Below are 22,734 nucleotides of genomic sequence, written 5' to 3'. Positions count from 1 at the left end.
CCTTTGGCCGGTCCGTATTGCCGACTTCCCCGGCTACCCTGTGAAATTACCCGCAGGAGAGCCACATGAACGTCCGCAACCTGGTCCCGCTGGGCCTGACCATCGCCATCGCTGCCTCGCTGGCGGCCTGTGGCAAGAACGAAACCGCTCCGGCGGCCAGTGCCGACGCCAAGCCGGCCTTTGACCTGTCGCAGATCAAGACGCCGCTGATCTCGCTCAACAGCGCCGACCTGGATCCGGCCATTTCGGCCTGTACCGACCTCAATGGCTTCGTCAACAGCAAGTGGCTGAAGGCCAACCCGGTGCCGGGCGACCAGACCACCTGGGGCAGCTTCGAGATCCTGCGCGAGCGTTCGTTGGAAGTGCAGCACGCGCTGGTCCAGCAGGCCGCCGCCAGCCAGGCCAAGGCCGGCTCGGTGGAAGCCAAGATCGGTGACATCTGGAAGACCGGCAACGATGAGGCCAAGATCGAAGCGGCCGGCCTGGCACCGCTGCAGCCCCAGCTGGACAAGATCACCGCGCTGAACGACACCGCCGCCATCACCCAGTACCTGCGCGACAGCCAGGCCGAGGGCAAAGGCGTGCTGTTCTCGCTGTTTGCCAATGCCGACTACAAGGATTCGGCCAACGTCATCGCCTACGTCGGCCAGGGTGGTCTCGGCCTGCCGGAGAAGGGCTACTACTTCGACGACGCGCAGGCCAAGATCCGTGACGCCTACGTGGCCTACATCGCACAGGTGCTGACCCTGTCCGGCGTGGATGCTGCACAGGCCGCCGAGCAGGCCAAGGCCGTGATGGCCTTCGAGACCCGCCTGGCCAAGGCCTCGATGTCGCGCATCGAAATGCGTGACCCGGCCAAGCGCTACAACCCGCTCAGCGCCGCAGATGCCGACAAGCTGACCCCGAACTTCAGCTGGACCGCGCTGTTCGACACCCTGAAGGTGCCGGCCGCACAGAAGTTCTCGCTGGCGCAGCCGGGCTTCTTCGGTGAAATGGACAAGATGCTGGCCGATGTGCCGGCCAGCACCTGGCAGGCCTACCTGCGCTTCCACACCATCGACGATGCTTCGCCGTACCTGAGCAGCCAGTTCGAGAAGGCCAACTTCGATTTCTACGGCACCACCCTGCGTGGCCAGAAGGAAATGCAGCCGCGCTGGAAGCGCGTGCTGGAGTCGGTCAACGGTGGCATGGGTGAAGCCCTGGGCCAGCTGTACGTCGACGCCGTGTTCCCGGCCGAGTCGAAGGTCGCCATGCAGCATCTGGTGGAAAACCTGTCGCAGGCGCTGAAGGCGCGCCTGGAACAGCTGCCGTGGATGGGCGAAGAAACCAAGAAGAAGGCACTGGAGAAGTGGGCCAGCTTCACCCCGAAGATTGGTTACCCGGACAAGTGGCGTGAGTGGACCGGCCTGCAGACCAACGGCGACAGCTACCTGGGCAACATGCAGGCAGCGCGTGCGTTCAACTACCGCTACATGCTGGACAAGATCGGCAAGCCGGTGGACAAGACCGAGTGGGGCATGACCCCGCAGACCGTCAACGCGTACTACAACGCCACCAAGAACGAGATCGTGTTCCCGGCCGCCATCCTGCAGGCGCCGTTCTTCGACGCCAAGGCCGATCCGGCGCTGAACTACGGTGGCATCGGCGCGGTCATCGGCCACGAGATGATGCACGGCTACGACGACTCGGGCAGCCAGTTCGCCGCCAACGGCAACTTCGACAACTGGTGGACCGACGCCGACCGCAAGGCCTTTAACGAGCGTACCGACCAGCTGGTCGCGCAGTTCGACGGCTATGAGTCGGTGCCGGGCGTGTTCGTGAAGGGCAAGCTGACCCTGGGCGAGAACATCGGCGACCTGGGCGGCCTGACCGTGGCCTACGACGCGCTGCAGATGGCGCTGAAGGAAGACCCGAAGGCCAATGTCGAGGTTGATGGCCACAGCCAGGACCAGCGTTTCTTCATGAACTGGGCCACCGTGTGGCGCCGCAACTTCACCGATGGTGAACTGCGCGTGCGCCTGAACACCGACCCGCACGCGCCGGCCAACTTCCGTGCCAACGGCGCGCCGTCGAACATGCCGTCCTATGCCGCTGCATTCCAGTGCAAGGCCGGCGACGCGATGGTGCGTGCCGACGACAAGCGCGTGGTGATCTGGTGATCGATCGCACGTGATGCGTGATGCGAAAGGCCCGGCGAATGCCGGGCCTTTTGTCTTTCTGGCCGGTCGCGAGGAGCGCGCCGTTAGAGTCGACTGTTAGTCGACTATCGCGCGCAGCGTGGGATTTTCTCGATCTGGACGAAGAGCAGTCGACTGACAGTCGACTCTACCGGCGGGTCGTTTCACCGTCGGGAAGATCTCAGGCCAGCTCGGGTTCCCGCGCCAGCATGCGATGGAAGCGCTGCAGCACGTAGGGATCCACCAGCCCGCCGGACTGCGCTTCGATGATCCGCAATGCGGTTTCATGCTCCATCGCATCGCGATACGGGCGCACGCTGGTCATTGCATCGTAGGCATCGACAACGGTGACGATACGTGAGCCCAGCGGAATGCTCTCGCCACGCAGGCCGTCGGGGTAGCCGCTGCCATCGAAGGCCTCGTGATGGGCGCGGATCAGCCGCGCCACAGGCATGGCGTCGCTGCGGCCGGTGGCCAGGAAGATGTGTTCGCCGCGTACCGGATGCTCGCGCATGATCGCGCGTTCCTCGTCGGTATGCCGGCGCGGCGCCAGCAGTACATCATCGGGAATGCCGATCTTGCCGATGTCATGGAAGCGCGCGGCCAGGCCGATCTGCGAACAGGCATCGTCGTCCAGGTCGCAGTGCGTGGCCAGGCGCTGCGCGAGCAGGCCAACGCGGTCGCAGTGGTGGCGGGTGTAGGCGTCGCGCATCTGCAGCGACATCGAGAGGGCATCGATCAGGCAGGCCTGCGCGTGCAGCAGGTCGGGGGCGGGTACGGCGTCAGGGAACATGGTCATCCGCCCGCACCGGGTGGGGACCGGTGCGGGGTGTTCGGGGGGGCGATCAACCCGGGGCGAGGGTGGTCAGAAGGGCGCGGGCCGCATTGAAGCGGTCTTCCGGCAACGGCAGCGGGTGCTTGATGCGCAGCTTGTCGGGCCCTTCCATGGCGTAGAGGTTCGGTTGTTTCTGGATCAGCTGGATCACCGCCATCGGATCGATGTTCGGCTTGGACTCGAACACGATGCGGCCACCGTTCTCGCCCAGGTCCAGCTTGCGGATGCCCAGCGTGTTGGCTTTCAGCTTCAGCTCGGCGATGGCGAACAGGTGCTTGGCCGCATCCGGCAGCAGGCCGAAGCGGTCGATCATCTCCACCTGCAGTTCGCGCAGCGCATCACTGTCGCGCGCGCTGGAAATGCGCTTGTACAGGGTCAGGCGGGTGTGCACGTCCGGCAGGTAGTCTTCCGGAATCAGCGCCGGCACATGCAGCTCGACTTCGGCACCGCGCACTTCCTCGCCGGCATCCAGGTCGGGCAGCTTGCCCTGCTTGATGCTGCGCACCGCGCGTTCCAGCAGTTCGGTGTACAGGCTGAAGCCGACCTCGGCCATCTGCCCGCTCTGGTCTTCGCCGAGCAGTTCACCGGCACCGCGGATCTCCAGATCGTGCGTGGCCAGGGTGAAGCCGGCGCCGAGTTCGTCCATCGAGGCGATGGCTTCCAGGCGCTTTTCGGCATCCGGCGTGATCGAGCGGCGGTCGGGCGCCACCAGGTACGCGTAGGCGCGATGGTGCGAACGGCCGACGCGGCCGCGCAGCTGGTGCAGCTGGGCCAGGCCGAAGCGGTCGGCACGGTTGATGATGATGGTGTTGGCGTTGGGAATGTCGATGCCCGACTCGATGATCGTGGTCGACAGCAGCACGTTGAAGCGCTGCTTCTGGAAGTCCAGCATCACCTTTTCCAGTTCGCGCTCGGGCATCTGCCCGTGGGCGATGCCGATGCGCGCCTCCGGCACCAGCTCCGACAGCTCGCGCTGCATGCGGCCGATGCTTTCCACGTCATTGTGCAGGAAGTACAGCTGGCCACCGCGCGCCAGCTCGCGCTGGAAGGCTTCGCGCAGCAGCGCGTTGTCCCACTGAGTGATGAAGGTCTGCACCGCCAGCCGGTTCGGCGGCGGCGTGGCGATGATCGACAGGTCGCGCAGGCCGGCCATGGCCATGTTGAGCGTGCGCGGGATCGGCGTGGCGGTCAGGGTCAGCAGGTGCACGTTGGCGCGCAGCGCCTTCAGCGCTTCCTTCTGGCGCACGCCGAAACGCTGCTCCTCGTCGACGATGACCATGCCCAGGTCCTTGAACTTCACGTCCGGCTGCAGCAGGCGGTGGGTGCCGACGATGACGTCGATGGTGCCTGCGGCGACCTTCTCCAGTTCGGCCTTGATCTCCTTGGTGCTCTTGAAGCGCGACAGCACTTCGACCTTCATCGGATAGTCGGCGAAGCGGTCGCGGAAGTTGCGGTAGTGCTGCTCGGCCAGCAGCGTGGTCGGCACCAGCACGGCCACCTGCTTGCCGGCACTGGCGGCGGCGAACGCGGCGCGCACGGCGACCTCGGTCTTTCCGAAGCCGACGTCGCCGCAGACCACACGGTCCATCGGCTGGCTGCTGGCGAGGTCGCGCAGGGTGGCATCGATGGCGGCCAACTGGTCCGGCGTTTCCTCGAACGGGAAGCCGGCCGCGAACGGCTCGTACATCGCGCGGTCCACCTGCAGCGCCAGGCCGGCACGCGCCTGGCGGCGGGCCTGGATCTCCAGCAGCTCGGCAGCGACGTCGCGCACCTTCTCGGCGGCCTTGCGCTTGGCCTTGCTCCACTGCTCGCCACCCAGCGAATGCAGCGGCGCGGTTTCCGCCGAAGCACCGGAGTAGCGGCTGATCAGGTGCAGCTGGGCGACCGGCACATACAGGCGGTCGCCCTTGGCATACTCGATTTCCAGGAACTCGCCGGGCATGCCGCCGACGTCCATCGCGATCAGGCCACGGTAGCGGCCGACGCCATGGTCCTCATGCACGATCGGCGCGCCCTCGGTCAGTTCGCCGAGGTCGCGGATGATCGCTTCCGGCTCGCGACCGGCACGGCGCGTGCGGCGGGTGCTGCCGGCGCGCTCGGGGAACAGCTGGCGCTCGGTCAGCACCGCAATGCGCGGATCGTCCAGCGCGAAGCCATCTTCCAGCGGCGCCACCGCGATCGCAAAGCGCGCATCGTCGGCGAGGAAGCTGGGCAGGTCGGCCACCACCGGCGGCTTCAGCTCGGCGGCCTGCAGCACTTCCAGCAGGGCCTCGCGACGCCCGGGCGAATCGGCGGCGATCAGCACCCGGCCCGGATAGTGGCCGAGGAAGGATTTCAGCGCGTCGCCAGCGGGGGCCTCGCGCGCGGCCACCGGCAGCGGCGGCAGCGGCTGGTCACCCAGCGCATGGGCATCGGCGATGCGCGCGTGGTCAGCCGACCACACCTCGATGCGCGGGGCATCGTTCAGGCGCTCGCGCAGCAGCTCCGGCGACAGGTACAGCGCCGACGGCGGCAGCAGCGGCCGTTCGACGTCGTGGCGGCGCTGTTCGTAGCGCTCACCGGTCTGCGCCCAGAACGCCTCGGCGGCTTCGCCGGCACCGGCACAGACCACCGGCAGGCTGCCGTCGGGCAGGTAGTCGAACAGGGTTGCGGTGCGTTCGAAGAACAGCGGCAGGTAGTACTCGACGCCGGCCGGGGCCAGTCCGGATTTCAGATCCTGGTACAGCGCGCTGCGCCGGGTGTCCACGTCGAAGCGCTCGCGCAGCGTGGCCAGCACGCGGGCGATGCTGGCCTCGTCCATCGGCACTTCGCGCCCCGGCAGCATGTGCACGGCTTCGACCTTGTCCAGCGAGCGCTGGCTTTCCGGGTCGAAGGCGCGGATCGAGTCGATGTCCTCGTCCAGCAGCTCCACCCGCAGCGGCTCTTCGGCGCCCATCGGGAACACGTCGAGCAGGCCGCCGCGCACCGCGAAGTCACCCGGGTCCATCACCTGCGGCACGTTGCGGTAGCCGGCGCTTTCCAGGCGGCGCTTCTCGGCCTCCAGATCCAGGCGCTGGCCGACCTTCAGGTCGAAGCTGCCACCGATCACATAGCTGCGCGGGGCCAACTGCTGCAGCAGGGTCTGCACCGGCACGATCACCAGGCCGCGCTTCAGCGTGGGCAGGCGGTGCAGGGCGGACAAACGCTGCGAGATGATGTCCGGATGCGGGCTGAAGCGGTCGTAGGGCAGGGTTTCCCAGTCCGGGAAGGCGACCACCGGCAGGGCCGGGTCGCCGCCGAGCAGGGTGTGCAGGTCGGCTTCGAGCTGGTTGGCACCGTGGTTGTCACGGGCGATCACCAGCAGCGGGGCGTCGTGCGCACGCGCGGCCTGGGCCAGGTACCAGGCCAGGGCGGTCGGCGAGGCGGGGGCGCGCCACCAGGCGCGGAGCTGGCCGGCGCGCGGCAGCGGCGGGGCGGGGTATGAGGTACGCGACATGGACCCCGGATTTTAGCAGAAGCCCGGTCGAAGCCTGGTGGGTCGAGCCGGCCGTTTGCCGGCAGCCTCACGTGCCGTTGGGCGAACGCAATGCCGGCCAGCGGCCGGCACTACCGGGAGGCGTGGCCGGGCAGGGCCCGGCGCATCCGTCAGTTGTCCAGCTCCAGCACCATCCGCACCAGGCCTTCGGCACCGGTCGGGTGCGGCACCGGCTTGAAGCCCAGCGAGGCGGCCAGCTGCTTCATCGGCTCGTTCTCGGCGGCAACGTCGCCGTACAGGCGGTCCAGGTACTTGCCGCGGCCCCACTTCACCAGCTTGCGCATCAGCTGCCGGCCCAGGCCCTGGCCGATCAGGAAGCGGCTGATCAGGATCGCGTACTCGGCTTCACGGGTACCGGGGATGATCGAGGCCCGGGCGACCGCGCCGACCACCGCTTCGCCAGCAGGCAGGGATTCGGCAGCGACCAGGGTGATCTCGGTCTTGGGATTCGGGTGGGTCAGGCGCTGGGTGGTTTCCGGCGAAAGCTCGGTCACCGCCTGCAGGAAACGATCACGGATTTCTTCCGGTCCGAACAGGCTGAACGCCGCTTGCAGCGGTGCGCCATCTTCCGGGCGGATGGGGCGGATCAGCAGCTCGTGGCCGCTGGGAGCCTTGAAGATCTCATGCCAGGGCGGCATGCGGTTGCGAGTGGCCATACCGGGTGATTCCTTGGTGGTCCATCGATTGTGGCATCACCGGGGCTGCATTCCGTGAACGAAAGGCTCACGGCGGTACAGCCTCGTGAAGGCCGTTATTCGGGTGCTTTGAGCCAATCCAGGCGGGTGCTGGCACCGGGTTCGCCCAGGTGCTGGCGCAGCGCCGGCAGGGCTGGGCCGACCACCCGGTCGAACTGCCAGGGCGGGTTGAGCAGCAGCATGCCGCTGCCGTTGAGGCGCAGCGGAGAGTCGTCCGGGCGCACCAGGAACTCGATCGTCATCGCCGATTTCACCGGCAGGGCGGTGGCCTTGCGCAGGAAATGCAGGATGGTGCGGCGCTGCTTGATCGGGAACCAGACCGCACACGTGGCCTGCGGCCAGCGCGCCAGGGTTTCGGCCAGGGCGGCCAGAACGGCCTGGTATTCAGCGTCCTGGGCTTCGTAGGGCGGGTCGATCAGGACCAGGCCACGGCCGATCTTGCTGCCGTTGAACTTCGGCGGCAGCAGCGAGCGCAGCAGCGCATAGCCATCGCCAGAGCGCACATCGACGCGGCTGTCATGGGCGAACAGGGCCTTCAACGTGGCCGTTTCGGCTTCCTGCAGCTCACACACCGCCATGCGGTCCTGCGCACGCATGGCCTGTGCGCTCAGCAGCGGCGAGCCCGGGTAGTTGGTCATCGCGCCGACCGGGTTGTCGGCCTGTACCGCCTTCAGGTAGCGCTCGACCACCTCCGGCAGCTTGGGCTGGGCCATCAGCCGCATGATTCCGGACTCGGCCTCCAGGGTCTTGCGGCTCTCTTCGCTGGCCAGCAGGTAGCGGCCGGCACCGCCGTGGGTGTCGAGCACGAAGAACGGGCTGTCCTTGCGCTTGAAGCTGTCGATCAGGGCCAGCTGCACGATGTGCTTGAGCACATCGGCGTGGTTGCCGGCATGGAAGGCGTGGCGATAGTTCATGGGCGGCAGTGTACGGGGCGGCGGCCGCAGCGGCTATGCTGCGCGCCATGACAGCTCCCGTTGCCCATGTCCTGGTAGTCGAGGACGAAGCCGCCATCGCCGAAACCGTGCTCTATGCGCTGCGCAGCGAGGGCTATGCCGCCAGCCACTGCCTGCTGGGCGGCGAGGCCCTGCAGCGGCTGCAGGCTGGAGATATCGACGTGGTGGTGCTGGACGTGGGCCTGCCCGACCTGGGCGGCTTCGAGGTCTGCAGGCGACTGCGCGCGCAGCCCGGGCCGGCGGCGCAGCTGCCGGTGATTTTCCTGACCGCCCGCAACGACGAAGTGGATCGCGTGCTCGGCCTGGAGCTGGGCGCCGACGATTACATGACCAAGCCGTTCTCGCCGCGCGAGCTGGTGGCGCGGGTGCGTGCGCGCCTGCGCCGTGCGGCACCGGCCGTGGCCGCACCGCGCGCGGACGCAGGCTGGCAGGAACATGGCGGCTTCGCGATCGACCGCGAAGGCCGGCGCATCCGCTTCCGCGGCCAGACGTTGGATCTCACCCGCTACGAGTACGCGCTGCTGGAAGCGCTGCTGCAGCGCCCGGGCGCCATCCTCAGTCGTGCCCAGCTGATGGACCGTGGCTGGGACAGCAGCGCCGACAGCGCCGACCGCACCGTTGATACGCATGTAAAGACGCTGCGCGCCAAGCTGCGCGCGGCCGGTGCCAGCGAAGACCCCATCCGCACCCACCGTGGCCTTGGCTACGCGCTGGAGGTCTAGCCGATGCGCCTGGTACTGAAGCTGTTCCTGGGCTTCTTCCTGATCACCGGCATCGCCGCGTTCTTCGTGATGCGCGTGTTCGTCAACGAAGTGAAGCCCGGTGTGCGCCAGGCGATGGAATCGACCCTGGTCGATGCGGCCAACGTGCTGGCCGAAATGGCCGCCGCCGACGTCAAGGCCGGCACCATCCGCAGCGGCAGCTTCACCCGCAACCTGGCCAAGGCACGCCAGCGCGACCTGAAGGCGATGGTCTGGCGCTTCCCGAAGCGCTCGCTGGATTACCGGGTGACCATCACCGATGCCAAGGGCATCGTCATCTACGACTCGCTGGGCCGCGACCTGGGGCGCGACAACTCGCGCTGGAATGATGTCTATCGCACCCTGCGTGGTGAGTACGGTGCGCGTTCCAGTCCCGAGATTGCCGGCGAAGAGGGCGATACGGTGATGCATGTGGCGGCGCCCGTATATGACCCGGCCGATGGGCGCACCCTCATCGGCGTGCTCAGCCTGGCGCAGCCCAACCGCAGCATCGATCCGTTCATCGCCGCCAGCCAGCGTGCCATCATCGAGCGCGGGGCCTGGCTGATCGGATTGTCGGCACTGGTCGGTGTGCTGGTGACGATGTGGCTGACCACCGGCCTGGGCCAGCTCAGCCGCTATGCGCGTGCGGTCAGCGCCGGCGAACCAGTGCCGCCGCCGCGACGCCGCCGCGACGAGATCGGCGATCTCGGCCAGGCGCTGGAAACAATGCGCCGCAAGCTGGAAGGCAAGGCCTACGTCGAGCAGTACGTGCAGTCGCTGACGCATGAGATGAAGAGCCCGCTGGCGGCCATCCGTGGTGCCGCCGAGCTGCTGCAGGAGCCGCTGCCGGAAGCCGATCGCGTGCATTTCGCACGAAGCATTGTCGACCAGCAGGAGCGGCTGACCGAGACCATCGACAAACTGCTGGCACTGGCCGAAGTGGAACAGCACGGCTGGCTGCAGACCCGCGACCGGATCGCGCTGCCGACCTTGTTGGCCGATGCGGCCGCTGCCGCGCAGGTGCGCGCACAAGCGGCGGGCGTGCAGGTCCGCATCGACAGCGTGCCCGACCTGCAGGTGCAGGGCGACGGCTACCTGCTGCGGCAGGCACTGCATAACCTGATCGACAACGCGATTGCCTTCTCGCCGGCTGGCGCGGAGATCGCGCTGCAGGCCGAGGTGGACGGGCAGGGCGTGCGCCTGCAGGTGGCCGACCGTGGCGCCGGCATTCCCGACTACGCGCGTGAGCGGGTGTTCGAACGCTTCTATTCGCTGGCGCGCCCCGGCAGCGGGCGGCGCAGTTCCGGCCTGGGCCTGCCGTTCGTGCAGGAAGTCGCGCGCCTGCACGATGGGCGCGCCAGTGTCGATGCACGCGACGGCGGCGGTACCGTCGCCAGCCTGTGGTTGCCGCTGGGTACACCTGGCCAGCGCCCGCGCCGCTGACTTCACACTCGCTTCAAATTCGCCACAAACCCTGCTCACCACGGCGGTCCATCCTGCAGCCCTCTCCAACGAGGATGGACCATGAAATCCCTGAAGATGCTGCTGCGCTTCGCCATTGTCGGCGGGCTGATCCTGCTGCTGCTGGTTCCGCTGACGATGATCCGCGGGGTCATCAACGAACGCAGTGCGTACCGCGACGAGGCCTTCTCGCGGGTGGCCGACAGCCGCGCTGGTGCACAGCAGCTGGTGGGCCCGGTACGGGTGGTGCCATGGGTGGAACGCAAGCAGGTTGAACTGGTTGACCCGCTGGGCGTCAAGAAGACCGAGGTGCAGGTCACCGAGGGGCACTGGCTGCAGATGCCGGCGTCGCTGGAGGTGGGCGGCGAGATGCTGCCGAGCCAGCGCGAGGTGGGCCTGTTCAAGGTCCCGGTATACAGCTGGAACGGCCAGTTGAAGGCCACCTTCGCCGCTGACGACTATCCGGTGAAGGCCGGCCGCAGCTATGGCCAGCCGTATGTGGCGGTTGGCATTTCCGATGTGCGCGGCCTGGTCGGTACGCCGAACCTGCGCGTGGATGGCAAGCAGCTGAGGTTGCTGCCGGGCGTTGGCGCGGCCAGCGAAGTGGGGCGAGGCCTGCATGCACCGGTGGCCGGTTTCGCTGCGGATCAGGGCGGCACGCTGGCTGCCAGCGCCGTTGAACTGGAGCTGCGCCTGGATGGCAGCCGCATGCTGTCGGTGGTGCCGGTGGGCGATGACACCCACATCGCGCTGCGTTCGAGCTGGCCGCATCCGTCGTTCAGCGGTGCGTTCCTGCCCAACGAGCGCCGCGTCGATGCGCAGGGCTTCGATGCGCGCTGGGCGGTGTCCTCGCTGGCCTCCGACGCACAGCGGCAGCTGCGCAATGACGGTTCGGTCGACTCGCAGGCGGTGACGGTGTCGCTGGTCGATCCGGTCGATACCTACACCCAGGCCGACCGTGCCTCGAAGTACGGCGTGCTGTTCGTGCTGCTGACCTTCGTCGGCTTCATCCTGTTCGAGCTGATCAAGTCGCTGCGCATCCACCCGCTGCAGTACCTGATGGTGGGCCTGGCGCTGGCGATCTTCTTCTTGCTGCTGATCAGCCTGTCCGAGCACATCGCGTTCTGGAAGGCCTACCTGGTTTCGGCCGTGGCCTGCATCGGCCTGCAGGCGGTGTACCTGGCCAATGTTCTGGGCCACTGGAAGCGCGGCCTGGGCTTCGCTGCGCTGCTGACCGTGCTGTATGGCGCGCTGTATGGCCTGCTGGTGTCGGAGAACAACGCGCTGCTGATGGGTTCGCTGCTGCTGTTCGTGATCCTGGCGCTGGCGATGTGGGTGACCCGCCGGGTCGACTGGTACGCGCTTGGCGCGGAACTGAAGTAAGGAGTACGTCATGGGCTGGCGCCAGGGATTGCGGCAACGGGCACGGCAGGGCATTCCGGCCCTGCTGGAAGTGGATGCACTGCTGCAGGCACATGGCGTGCTGGCGGCCCTGCCGGGGGCACGGATCGCCCCCGGCCTGGTCCGCTTCCAGCTGGCGGCGGTGACCTGCGACGGACTGCAGGGGCAGGGGTTGCGCTGGCTGCAGGGCGCGCGGCAGGGACGCGGCACCGTGGCCGGCCGGGTGCCGCGCTACCGGCCATGGAAGGCCGGGGCGGAGGCGCTGGCCGAGATCGGCATCGGTGGCCTGCCGGAGGACTGGCCCGCACATGCGGCGGTGTTCGGCTGCAGCAGCATCGACCGGCGGCACTGGTTGCTGCTGCTGCCGGAGCGGGCGCAGTTGTGGCTGGGATGGAGTGGATGACATGGCTTGGCAGGTGCGAACCAACCACTCTCCTGTGGGTGCGAACCTTGGTTCGCACGCTTCTACCGCCGCCCATGACCGATGGGACGGTATCCCCGAGCCCCTGCTGGCTAGACTCGATGGGTTGATGATCGAGCCGAAGGGCAGGGGTGCGATGTGTTGAAGTGGGGCGTGCTGGCCGCAGCGCTGGCGATGGGTGGCAATGCAGGGGCGCAGCAGCGCGAGACGGTGGACCTGGACATGGTCAGCCGCATCCGCCAGGAGGCCTTCCACCGTTCGCAGGTGATGGACACCTTCAGTTATCTCACCGAGCGCATCGGCCCGCGCCTGACCAACTCGCCGGCGATGGGCCGCGCCAACGCCTGGACCCGCGGCAAGTTCAACGAATGGAAGCTGGACAACGTCCACGACGAAGCCTTCGACGACTTCGGGCGCGGCTGGGAGTTCACTTCCGCCAGCGTGGAGATGCTGGGTGACCGCGTGCAGCCGCTGCATGCACTGCCCAAGGCCTGGACGCCGGGCACCAAGGGCCCGGTTGAAGGCGAGCTGGTCCAGGTCGAGATCAAGAAGCCCGAAGACATCGAGAAGTACCGCGGCAAGCTGCGCGGCAAGATCCTGCTGCTGGGCGAGGCGCGCGAGTACAAGCGCGGCACCGAGCCCGATTCGCACCGGCATGACGCCACCTCGCTGGAGGGCCTGCAGGAATTCACCCTGCCCAAGGACAAGGACGCCACCGCCGAGCGTGCCAAGCGGGTCAAGGAGTACCAGGAACGCCAGCAACTGGCGTCCAAGGTCAATGCGTTCTTCGTGGAAGAGGGCGCGCTGGCCTCGATCAGCATCAGCAGCTGGGACAACGGCATCATCCGCGTTGCCGGTGGCGGTTCGCGCAAGGCCGGTGAGTCGGTGGGCATCCCCGAGCTGGCGATGATCAGCGAGCACTTCAATCCGCTGGTGCGCGCGCTGGAGGCCAAGCAGACGGTACGTCTGCGGGTGGATGTGGCCGCGCGCTTCACCGACGAGGCCGACCAGCCGGGCTACAACACGCTGGCCGAGATCCGCGGCAGCAGCAAGCCGGATGAAGTGGTGATGATCGGCGCGCACCTGGATTCCTGGCACAGCGGTACCGGTGCGGCCGACAACGCGGCCGGCGTGGCAGTGATGATGGAGGCGATGCGCATCCTCAAGGCCACCGGCGCCAAGCCCAGGCGCACCATCCGCGTGGCGCTGTGGAGCGGCGAGGAACAGGGCCTGATCGGCTCGCAGGCCTATGTGGCCAAGCACTTCGGTCGTTTCCCGGAACCCACCGACCCGGCACAGAAGGCGCTGCCGGCCTCGCTGCGCGAGCCGACCGGTGCATTGCAGAAGACCCGCGACTACAGCAAGTTCCAGGTCTACTTCAACATGGACAACGGCTCCGGCCGCTTCCGTGGCATCTACGCGCAGGAAAACCTGGCGGCGATGCCGATCTTCGAAGCCTGGCTGGCGCCATTCCATGACGTGGGCGCCACCACGGTGGCCACCCGCAACACCGGCAGCACCGACCACATCAGCTTCGACCGCATCGGCCTGCCGGGCTTCCAGTTCATCCAGGACCGGCTGGACTACTTCACCAACGTCCACCACAGCCACCTGGATACCTGGGACCACGCCGAACCGGAAGACCTGAAGCAGGCTGCCGCCATCGTCGCCTCGTTCGCCTACAACGCCGCCATGCGCGAGCAGTCCTTCCCGCGCAAGCAGGAACCGTAAAAGGGGACGGAGGGAATTAAGTCGTTTCTCCCCTCCGTTTCCCGGTTGCAGCGCCCAGAGGCTGGGCAATCGCGACTTAATCCCCTCCGTCCCCTTTTTCCGTCGGGGGCGGAGGGCTGGTAAAATCGGGGGATTCCCGTTCCTCGAGCCGTCCATGACCTGCCGCACCCGCTTCGCCCCCAGTCCCACCGGCTACCTGCACATCGGTGGCGCCCGCACTGCGCTGTACTGCTGGCTGGAGGCCCGTCACCGTGGCGGCGAGTTCGTGCTGCGCATCGAGGACACCGACCGTGAGCGCAGCACCCAGGGCGCGATCGACGCCATCCTGGAGGCGATGGAGTGGCTGGGTCTGGATTACGACGAAGGCCCGATCTACCAGACCGACCGCGTCGCCCGTTACCTGGAAGTGGCCGAGCAGCTGGTGGCCGACGGCAAGGCGTACTACGCCTACGAGACCCGCGAAGAGCTGGATGCGATGCGCGAGGCCGCGATGGCCAAGCAGGAGAAGCCGCGCTACAACGGCGCTGCGCGCGAGCTGGGCCTGCCGCGCAAGGACGACCCGAACCGCGTCATCCGCTTCAAGAACCCGCTGGAAGGTACGGTGGTGTTCGACGACCTGATCAAGGGCCGCATCGAGATCGCCAACAGCGAGCTGGATGACATGGTCATCTTCCGCCCGGACGGCTACCCCACCTACAACTTCGCGGTGGTGGTGGACGACTGGGACATGGGCATCACCGAGGTGATCCGCGGCGACGACCACATCAACAACACCCCGCGCCAGATCAACCTGTACGAAGGCATCGGCGCGCCGGTGCCGAAGTTCGGCCACATGCCGATGATCCTGGACGAGCAGGGCGCCAAGCTGTCCAAGCGCACCGGCGCGGCCGACGTGATGCAGTACAAGGACGCCGGCTACCTGCCTGATGCGCTGCTGAGCTACCTGGCCCGCCTGGGCTGGTCGCACGGTGACCAGGAGCTGTTCAGCCGCCAGGAGTTGATCGAGCTGTTCGACGTGAAGGACTGCAACTCCAAGGCCTCGCGCCTGGATATGGCCAAGCTGGGCTGGGTCAACCAGCACTTCCTGAAGACCGAGGACGTGGCCGCCATCGTGCCGCACCTGGTCTACCAGCTGCAGAAGCTGGGCCTGGACGTGGCCGCCGGCCCGGCCCCGGAGGATGTGGTGATCGCCCTGCGTGAACGCGTGCAGACCCTGAAGGAAATGGCCGAGAAGGCCGTGGTCTGGTACCAGCCGCTGACCGAGTACGACGAAGCCGCCGTGGCCAAGCACTTCAAGGCCGGTGCCGAGGTGGCGCTGGGCAAGGCCCGCGAGCTGCTGGCAGCCCTGCCGGAATGGACCGCTGAATCGGTGGGCGTGGCCCTGCACGATGCCGCCGCCGCGCTGGAGATCGGCATGGGCAAGGTCGCCCAGCCGCTGCGCGTGGCCATCACCGGCACCCAGGTCAGCCCTGACATTTCCCATACCGTGTACCTGGCCGGCCGCGAGCAGGCCTTGAAACGCATTGATGTGGCCATCACCAAGGTAGCAACGGCCTGAGGCATCCTTGCCAGGCCCGAACCGGAGAACACGCATGCCCGCCAAGACCGCCACTGCCTGTACGGCCCCGCACCACCACGTCCACGATGCATCGGATTTCGTGGCGGTGGTCGAGCGCGTCTCGCGCGAACGCGGGCTGCGCCTGACCCCGATCCGCGCCAATGTGCTGAAGCTGATCGCCGAGGCCGGCAAGCCGGTCAAGGCCTACGAGCTGCTGGAATGGGTGCGCAACGGCAAGGGCGTGGGCGCTGATGCCCCGCCCACCGTGTACCGCGCGCTGGATTTCCTGATGGCCAATGGCTTCGTGCACAAGCTGGAGTCGGTCAATGCCTTCGTGGCCTGCCACCATCCCAGCAGCGCCGCGCATTCGGTGCCGTTCCTGATCTGCAACAGCTGCCACAGCGCGGTGGAGCTGGAAGACCGCGAAATCGTCACCCAGCTGGAGAAGCGCGCCAAGGAGCTGGGTTTCCAGCCGCAGGCGCAGACTCTGGAAGTGCACGGCCTCTGCGCGCGCTGCGCGGGCTGAGCAATGGGTCCTGGGGTCAGATCCCTTTTGCCTTGGCAAAAGGGATCTGACCCCCGTTTCATGACAAAGGCTAATCCAGCGGCTTGCTTGCGGTATCCACCCGCACGATCACCGACATGCCCGGCCGCAGCTGCGCCGCCAGCGTCTGGCCTTCATTGATCGATATCCGCACCGGCAGCCGCTGCACCACCTTGGTGAAGTTGCCGCTGGCATTGTCCGGGCGCAGCACGCTGAATTCCGAACCGGTAGCCGGCGCGATCTCCTGCACGCGGCCCCGCAGCACCTGCCCCTGGAACGCGTCCACCGAGAACGTGGCCGGCTGGCCGATCGCCATGCCCCAGGTCTGGCCTTCCTTGTAGTTGGCCACCACCCACAACGTGTCAGGTACCAGGAACAGCAGCTGCGAACCGGCAGCGACGTACTGGCCCACGCGCACGCTGGCCTCGCTGATCTGGCCGTCGCGCGGTGCGTGGATCACCGTGTTGGCCAGATCGATGCGGGCCAGTTCCAGCTGCGCCTGCGCGCTCTCCACCTGCGCCTCCAGGCTCTTGCGCGCCACCTGGGTCGATACCAGCGTTTCCTCGGCAATGCGGATCTGCGCCTGTGACTGCTGGACGCTGGCCTGTGCCGACGCCTGGGTGGTGCGGAACTTGTCGCGGTCGTTGACTGACACCAGTTGCTGCGCGGCCAGCTCCTCGTAGCGCTTCAGCTCGTTGCGTGAGCGTTGCAGCTCCGCCTGGCCGGCCGACAACGTGGCGTGTGCGGAGGCGATCTGCGCACGGTTCTGCGCCTGCGACTGGTCCGAGTTGGCCAGCGCCGCGCGTGCGCTGTCCAGCGTCGCCTGTGCCTGGGCGACGCGCTGCGCGTAGATGCGGTCATCGATGCGCAGCAGCGGCTCGCCCTGCTTCACGTGCTGGAAGTCCTTCACCAGCACTTCGGTCACGTAGCCGTTCACCTGCGGCGCCATCACCGTGATCTGCCCGCGTACATAGGCGTTGTCGGTCACCATCACGCTGCTGGTGAACGGCCACAGGTGCCAGGCGCGCAGGATCAGCGCAATGCCCAGCAGGGCGACCACCACCATCACCACTACGCTGCGCGCGCTGGGCTTGAGGTACTTCGGCGCGACCGCCGGCTCAACGGGCGTAGGCGCAGGTGCCGCGTCGGTCGGCGGCGGTGGGGTCACGTTGTCGGCGTCGTCGGGTCGGGGCGGGACGGGAGGCATGGTGGAGGACTCAGCGGGGCGCGGCCGGCGTGGCCGCAGCGGGGGACGTGGGGTGGCGCTTGCGCCATTGCTTGAGCACGGCGGTGCGCAACGACAGCAGCAGCAACCAGCACAGGAAGCCGATGGCCAGCCAACCGCTCAATGTGAACACATCATTGAAGCCACGTACGTTGGCTTCGCGGCGAGTGGTCTGCGCCAGCTGCGCGCTGCCCTGCGCGCTGCGCAGCACCGGGTCGGTGATCTGTGCGCTGTAAAGCTGCTGCTGGAGGCGCAGGCGTTGTGCCACCACCGGGTCGGCCGGGTCGAGCTGGCTGGTCAATGCGCTGGAGTACAACTGCTCGCGATGCAGCTGGAAGGTGCCAAGCACCGCAGAGCCGGCCAGCCCGCCGAGGGTCTGGGTGATCGACAGTGTCACCAGGAAGGTGATCATGTGGTCCACGCCCTGTTTCAGCGCGGCGGAGATGCCGAGCATGATCAGCGGGCCCATGAACATGCCGGCACCGACCGAGGCCAGGAACTGGCTGGCGTAGAAATCGTGCGGCCGGTCCATGCTGGTGCGGTGCTGGTCGAAGAAGGCGGCAGCGCCCAGCAGCAGGATCGCCATCAGCAGCTGGGGGATCAGCCGCTTCGGGCCGAAGGTCAGCGATGCACCGGCGATGCCGGTGACCACGCCCGCCAGGATCACCACGAACAGCGGGCGCATCTGGTCAGGCCCCATGCCCAGCGTGCGCATCAGGTTGACCACGCCGTAGGACTGCTCGGTGGTGAGGAAGCGGATCAGGAACGCACCGACGATGAAGTGCAGTACCGGCAGCTTCGACAGCCAGCGGATCTGCAGCAGCGGATTGCGCCGGTAGTGCTCGATGATGAAGGCGGTGGTGGACAGCACGATCGAGGCGACCAGTGCCCAGCCCAGCCATGGCGTGTTGAGCCACCAGCGGGTGTAGCCCTGCGCCAGCACGATCACCAGCAGGGCGACGGCCGGTGCGAGCAGGGCGAACGTGAGGAAGTCCAGCGGCTCGAACGCCTTCACCTGGATGCCGGGCGGCAGCTTCAGCACCACCACTGCCGCGAACGCGCACAGTGCCAGCCCGGCTTCGAACGAGTAGAGCTGGTGCCATTGGCCGGTATCGACCAGGCCCGGCGACACGATCCAGGCGATCGGCACCGCCAGCTGCGAAAGGCCGACGCCGACCACCAGCAGATTGCCGGTGAAGCGACGCGGCAGCGCCTGCAGCATGTACAGCGTGCCCAGTGTCGAACAGGCCGCACCCGCGAAGCCGCTGGCGGCGCGGGTCAGCATCGTGGTCTCGAAGCTGCCGACGAACAGGTGCAGTACCGCCAGCGCCGCATACAGGCCCAGCCCGATCTCCGCGAACAGGCGGATGCCGTACTGCTGGCGGAATTTGAAGGCCAGCAGGTTGGCGGTGACATTGACCATCGCATACGCGGCCACCAGCCAGCTGCCCTGGGTCGGGGTCAGTGCCAGTTGGCCCTGCAGGAACGGCAGGTTGGCGGTGACCAGCGCATTGCCGAGGCCGCCGGTGATCGCCACCAGCAGCGATACCAGTGCATAGGCCAACCGACGGTACGGTGGGTGCCAGGGCATCGAAGCCGAACCGGGCATGGTCGGCTTCTCGTGCTCCTCCCAATCCGGAACCGGCTTCAGATACGGCTGGACCATCAGCGGGCCTCGCTGGTTGCTCCCTGGAGACCCCCGCGCAGCAGCTGCAGGGCGCGCCCGGCCAGGTGGGCGCGCTCGTCGCGGGTCTTGCCGCGCAGGGCCGCGCCCAGCATGCCCGAGATCAGTGAAATGTCCGTCTTTTCCAGGTCGACCCGGCACAGGCCGGCCGCCTTGGCACGCTCAATCGGTGCTTCCAGCAGGTCGCGCACGGTCTCGCGCGCGGTGCGCATGGCCGGCACGTCCGAATCGACCGCACGCCAGTAATCGGCCAGTGCCGGCGAATCGATGATGCGCTGGGCCATGCCCTCGAACACCTCGAACAGGGCGTCGTCGCGGTCGCCGAGCTGTTCGACCTGGCGCCGGATGCGATCAACCGTGCGCTGCAGCAGCGCCTGGATCAGCGCGGTGCGGTCGGGAAAGTTGCGGTACAGGGTGGCGCGGCCCACCTGGGCGCGTTCGACCACCAGGTCCAGCGGGGCGGTGACACCGTGTTGGCCGAACACATGATCGGCGGCGTCGAGGATGAGGGCACGGCGGGCAGCAGCATCGGCACGTTGGGCAGTCATGGAATTATTTTCGGACAAAAATGTCCGATTGGCGAGACTTTGAGTGACGGGATTGTCCGCTTGTTGTGGTACGCACATCTTTGTGACGAGTGCGTGATGGTGCGGATCGAAATGAAAACGGGGGCCCGAAGGCCCCCGTGGGATCCGACCCCGCCTTACGCGATCAGAAGAACGCGCGGATGCCGAATGCGACACCACGGCCTGGCAGCGGCGAGTAGTCGCGCAGCAGCGAGGTATGTGGACGCACTTCGCGGTTGGTCAGGTTGCTGCCATCCAGGAAGACTTCGTAGCTGTTGCTGGCGTTGCGATCCCAACGGTAGGCCAGGTGCGCATCGACCAGGGTGTAGCCGTTGCTCGGCTCCTCGTTCTGCGCGACGTCCTTCTGGCGGCTGTAACGCACCGCACCGACCGAGGCGCGCCAGCCGTCCTTCGACCAGCGCAGGTCGGCGCCGACGCGGGCCGGAGCAATGCGCGGCAGGTAGCCGGTGTTTGCCAGTTCCACGCTGTAGTTGTGGTTGTGGTCGCCATGCGGCACGGCGATGTCCAGGTTGCGGCTGCCGCTGCCATCCAGCTTGGCCTTCACGTAGTCGCCGAACAGGCGCAGATCCCAGTCACCGGCGCCGCCCTCGAACAGGTGTACCAGCGCTTCGGCTTCGGCACCGCGGAACACCGCGTCCTGCTGCGTCCAGGTGCGCACCGGCAGGCCCTCGGTGATGCCGGTTTCGGCCAGGTAGATGAAGTCCTTGAACTTGGTCTGGTAGACCGACGCGGAGAAGTCCAGGCGCTCGCTGTGGGTGTGGATGCCCAGTTCCACGCGCTGGCCGCGTTCGGTCTTCAGGTTGGCGTCGCCGATTTCCAGCGAGCGGGTGGCGATGTGCGCGCCGGCGGCGTACAGCTCTTCGTTGGTCGGTGCACGCTCGGAGCTGTCCACGCCGATGCGCAGATCAACAGCGTCGTTGAGCTTCCAGATGCCAGCGGCAGACAGGTTGGTGGCACCGAACGTGCGGCGGCGGTAGTCGCCAGTCGGGTCCAGCTTGACCTGGTCGTGACGGCCGCCCAGTTCCAGCTTGAACGGGCCGAACTGCTTTTCCTGAAGCACGAACAGGCCGATGTTCTTGGTGCCGGTATCCGGCACGAACGCCTCTTCGCCCTTGGCGCCGAAATCACTGTTGCCGAACTGCAGGCCGAAGGCACCGTCCCAGCCACCGATCTGCTGCTGCACGGCTTCCAGACGCGCTTCGATGCCACGGTTGGTGAAGCGGGTGGACGGCGTGCCGGCTTCCAGCTCCACGTGTTCGTAGTCGGTGTAGGCCACGCGCGCGTTGATGTTCTTCAGGAACGAGACCGGGTCGTAGATGCCGGCCTTGGTCTCGAAGCGGTTCTGCACCATGTCGATGCGCACGTCGTGCTCGTCGCCGCCTTCTTCTTCATCGCCATGGTCGTGGCCGTGGTCATGGCCATGATCATCACCATCGGCGTGCACGTGCGCGCCATTGGGAATGCCGTAGTTGGTGCGGTAGGTGCTGGCCGATACGCCGAAGTAGCCGCCGTCGCCCAGCCACGTTGCGCCGACGCCACCGGCGCGGGTGCGGATCGAGCTGTTGTCCAGGCGGCCGCGACGCGGCTCTTCACCCTCGGCCGCGTCATGGTCGTGATCGTGGTCATGATGATCTTCAAGGCTGTCGATCACTGCATAACCGGGGATGCGGTAGTCATCGCCATTGCGGACCAGGCCATCCACGTGCAGCACGACATTGCCGCTGACGCCATCGAGGCGGAACATGCCGCTGCGTTCGTTGTTCACCGAATTGCCGCGCAGTTCTGCGCGGCCGCTCAGCGGGCGCTCCGGCAGTTCGCGCGCGATGCGGCCATCGACCACATTGACCGCACCACCGATGGCGCCGCTGCCGAACAGCAGCGTGGCCGGCCCCTTCAGCACTTCGATCTGGTCGGCCAGGAACGGCTCGATGCTGGTGGCATGGTCGGCGCTGACGGTGGAGGCATCCATGTTGCCCATGCCGTTGGACAGCACGGCCACGCGCGGGCCTTCCTGGCCGCGGATGATCGGGCGGCCGACGCCGGGCCCGAAGAAGGTGCTCTGCACGCCTGGCAGCTTGGCCACGGTATCGCCGAGGGTGCCGGCCTTCTGCTCGTCCAGGCGTTCGCCGGCCAGAACCTCCACCGGGCGTGCCAGCGATTCTGCGTCGCCCTGCAGCGGCGACGCGGTGACCTGCACCGACGACAGTTCAGTCAGGTGGCGGTCACGATGGGAATCGTCTTCGCTGGCGGCGAAGGCAACGGTCGGAAGCAGGGCGGTCAGGGCCAGGGCGAGGGAATGCGGCTTCAACCGCGGGGTACGGGCGGGCATCGGTGGGTCCTTTGTTACACTGTATCAATCGCTGGGCGCACGCATCCCGTCAGCGGGACAGGGGGAGGGAAACCGTGCGGGTCGGGAAGGGATGTTATATTATTCCATAACGATTCGCCGACCCTGCTGGAAGTCATGTCCCTGTCCTCACGCCTGCGCCACCTGCTCGACCGTTTCGGCGCCACTGGTTCGATGCTGTGCGCGGTGCATTGCGCGGTGATTCCGGTGCTGCTGGCCGCAGCGCCGTCGTTGGGCCTGTCGTTCTGGCTGAGCGACGGCGTGGAACAGGCGCTGGTGGTGTTCGTGACCCTGCTGGGGCTGTTCAGCCTGGTCTGGGGCTACCGTCGCCACGGTGCGCTGCGTGCGCTGGGCTTCCTGATTCCCGGCCTGGTGGCGTTGTGGGCCGGCGTGCTGTACGACCCGTTGCACCACAATGCGGTGCCGCACGCGGTGGTGATGACCGTCGGCGGCCTGCTGGTGGGGGTGGCCCATCTGGTCAACCTGCGCCTCAACCACGGTCACGTGCACGACGCCAGCTGCGCGCACTAGGCGCTCCGTGATAGGATTTTTGATCGTGCGCGGGGGCGCCCAGCAAGGCGGCCCCGCCGAACCCGTGTCAGTACGGGGTAACCAGATTTCACATTTGAGGAGTTGAAGACATGGGTAAGGGTGACCGCAAGACCGCCAAGGGCAAGCGCTATAACGCCAGCTACGGCAACGCCCGTTCGCACACCGCGAGCAAGGTCGCCGTAGGCGCCGCCGCTCCGGTTGCCAAGAAGACCGTGGCCAAGGCTCCGGCGAAGAAGGCTGTGGCGAAGAAGGCCGTCGCCAAGGCCTGATCCGGCCCAGACCGGTTCAACGAAAAACGCGGCGCCT

18 protein-coding genes are annotated in these 22,734 nt (G+C 67.2%); 10 read left to right on the top strand and 8 right to left on the bottom strand.

Going from position 1 to position 22,734, the window contains the following annotated elements; all coding sequences use genetic code 11:
* The first annotated feature begins 65 nt into the window (after window positions 1-65).
* Window positions 66-2,159: a M13 family metallopeptidase gene (locus tag AC13FN_RS01615; protein ID WP_482984277.1), complete on the top strand. Its 2,094-nt coding sequence runs from the start codon at window positions 66-68 to the stop codon at window positions 2,157-2,159.
* Window positions 2,160-2,358: 199 nt separating this feature from the next.
* On the opposite strand, the gene AC13FN_RS01610 is transcribed toward AC13FN_RS01615, so the two are convergent.
* The 4 genes from AC13FN_RS01610 to AC13FN_RS01595 form a co-directional block, all read right to left on the bottom strand.
* Window positions 2,359-2,976 carry an HD-GYP domain-containing protein gene (locus AC13FN_RS01610; RefSeq protein ID WP_053442730.1) on the bottom strand — a complete coding sequence of 206 codons (618 nt, stop codon included), beginning with the start codon at window positions 2,974-2,976 and terminating at the stop codon, window positions 2,359-2,361.
* 46 nt (window positions 2,977-3,022) lie between these two features.
* Window positions 3,023-6,487 carry a transcription-repair coupling factor gene (gene mfd, locus AC13FN_RS01605; protein WP_071305702.1) on the bottom strand — a complete coding sequence of 1,155 codons (3,465 nt, stop codon included), beginning with the start codon at window positions 6,485-6,487 and terminating at the stop codon, window positions 3,023-3,025.
* Window positions 6,488-6,636: 149 nt separating this feature from the next.
* A complete protein-coding gene (locus AC13FN_RS01600; RefSeq protein WP_004150340.1) occupies window positions 6,637-7,182 on the bottom strand; it encodes a GNAT family N-acetyltransferase in 546 nt (181 codons plus the stop codon).
* 95 nt (window positions 7,183-7,277) lie between these two features.
* Window positions 7,278-8,135, bottom strand: a complete 858-nt coding sequence (locus AC13FN_RS01595) for a 23S rRNA (adenine(2030)-N(6))-methyltransferase RlmJ (protein ID WP_010483138.1) — start codon at window positions 8,133-8,135, stop codon at window positions 7,278-7,280.
* A 35-nt stretch (window positions 8,136-8,170) separates the two neighbouring features.
* On the opposite strand from AC13FN_RS01595, the gene creB reads away from it, so the two are divergent.
* From creB to AC13FN_RS01560, 7 genes are all read left to right on the top strand, one after another.
* Complete coding sequence (gene creB, locus AC13FN_RS01590; RefSeq protein WP_100050546.1) at window positions 8,171-8,896, top strand: two-component system response regulator CreB; 726 nt, start codon at window positions 8,171-8,173, stop codon at window positions 8,894-8,896.
* Between the two features lie 3 nt (window positions 8,897-8,899).
* Window positions 8,900-10,360 carry a two-component system sensor histidine kinase CreC gene (gene creC / locus AC13FN_RS01585; RefSeq protein WP_053442731.1) on the top strand — a complete coding sequence of 487 codons (1,461 nt, stop codon included), beginning with the start codon at window positions 8,900-8,902 and terminating at the stop codon, window positions 10,358-10,360.
* A gap of 81 nt (window positions 10,361-10,441) precedes the next feature.
* Complete coding sequence (gene creD / locus AC13FN_RS01580; protein ID WP_010483132.1) at window positions 10,442-11,761, top strand: cell envelope integrity protein CreD; 1,320 nt, start codon at window positions 10,442-10,444, stop codon at window positions 11,759-11,761.
* Between the two features lie 10 nt (window positions 11,762-11,771).
* Window positions 11,772-12,182, top strand: coding sequence for a hypothetical protein (locus tag AC13FN_RS01575; protein WP_217015493.1), 411 nt, complete (start codon window positions 11,772-11,774; stop codon window positions 12,180-12,182).
* Between the two features lie 156 nt (window positions 12,183-12,338).
* Window positions 12,339-13,931 (top strand): M28 family metallopeptidase, encoded by a 1,593-nt coding sequence (locus AC13FN_RS01570; protein WP_217015495.1) that lies wholly within the window; start codon window positions 12,339-12,341, stop codon window positions 13,929-13,931.
* 154 nt (window positions 13,932-14,085) lie between these two features.
* Window positions 14,086-15,489, top strand: coding sequence for a glutamate--tRNA ligase (gene gltX, locus AC13FN_RS01565; protein ID WP_049433881.1), 1,404 nt, complete (start codon window positions 14,086-14,088; stop codon window positions 15,487-15,489).
* Window positions 15,490-15,523: 34 nt separating this feature from the next.
* Entirely contained in the window at window positions 15,524-16,015 is a 492-nt protein-coding gene (locus tag AC13FN_RS01560) for a Fur family transcriptional regulator (protein WP_004150412.1), read from the top strand.
* 70 nt (window positions 16,016-16,085) lie between these two features.
* On the opposite strand, the gene AC13FN_RS01555 is transcribed toward AC13FN_RS01560, so the two are convergent.
* From AC13FN_RS01555 to AC13FN_RS01540, 4 genes are all read right to left on the bottom strand, one after another.
* The gene (locus tag AC13FN_RS01555; RefSeq protein ID WP_049433880.1) at window positions 16,086-17,240 is read right to left on the bottom strand and encodes an HlyD family secretion protein; all 1,155 of its coding nucleotides are present in this window, start codon (window positions 17,238-17,240) and stop codon (window positions 16,086-16,088) included.
* A 10-nt stretch (window positions 17,241-17,250) separates the two neighbouring features.
* A complete protein-coding gene (locus AC13FN_RS01550; RefSeq protein ID WP_049433879.1) occupies window positions 17,251-18,924 on the bottom strand; it encodes an MFS transporter in 1,674 nt (557 codons plus the stop codon).
* Window positions 18,924-19,490 carry a TetR/AcrR family transcriptional regulator gene (locus tag AC13FN_RS01545; protein WP_049433878.1) on the bottom strand — a complete coding sequence of 189 codons (567 nt, stop codon included), beginning with the start codon at window positions 19,488-19,490 and terminating at the stop codon, window positions 18,924-18,926. Before AC13FN_RS01545 ends, AC13FN_RS01550 begins: the two co-directional genes overlap by 1 nt.
* Before the next feature lie 163 nt (window positions 19,491-19,653).
* Window positions 19,654-21,858 carry a TonB-dependent receptor gene (locus AC13FN_RS01540; RefSeq protein WP_054171309.1) on the bottom strand — a complete coding sequence of 735 codons (2,205 nt, stop codon included), beginning with the start codon at window positions 21,856-21,858 and terminating at the stop codon, window positions 19,654-19,656.
* A gap of 135 nt (window positions 21,859-21,993) precedes the next feature.
* On the opposite strand from AC13FN_RS01540, the gene AC13FN_RS01535 reads away from it, so the two are divergent.
* Entirely contained in the window at window positions 21,994-22,407 is a 414-nt protein-coding gene (locus tag AC13FN_RS01535) for a MerC domain-containing protein (protein WP_019338435.1), read from the top strand.
* Between the two features lie 110 nt (window positions 22,408-22,517).
* Window positions 22,518-22,697, top strand: a complete 180-nt coding sequence (locus AC13FN_RS01530; protein ID WP_004150462.1) for a 30S ribosomal protein THX — start codon at window positions 22,518-22,520, stop codon at window positions 22,695-22,697.
* The last annotated feature ends 37 nt before the right edge of the window (window positions 22,698-22,734 follow it).

The organism is Stenotrophomonas sp. 115C5, assembly GCF_056861055.1.
The sequence above is the reverse complement of the archived record's forward strand: the minus strand, read 5'-3'. Positions and strand labels throughout refer to the sequence as shown.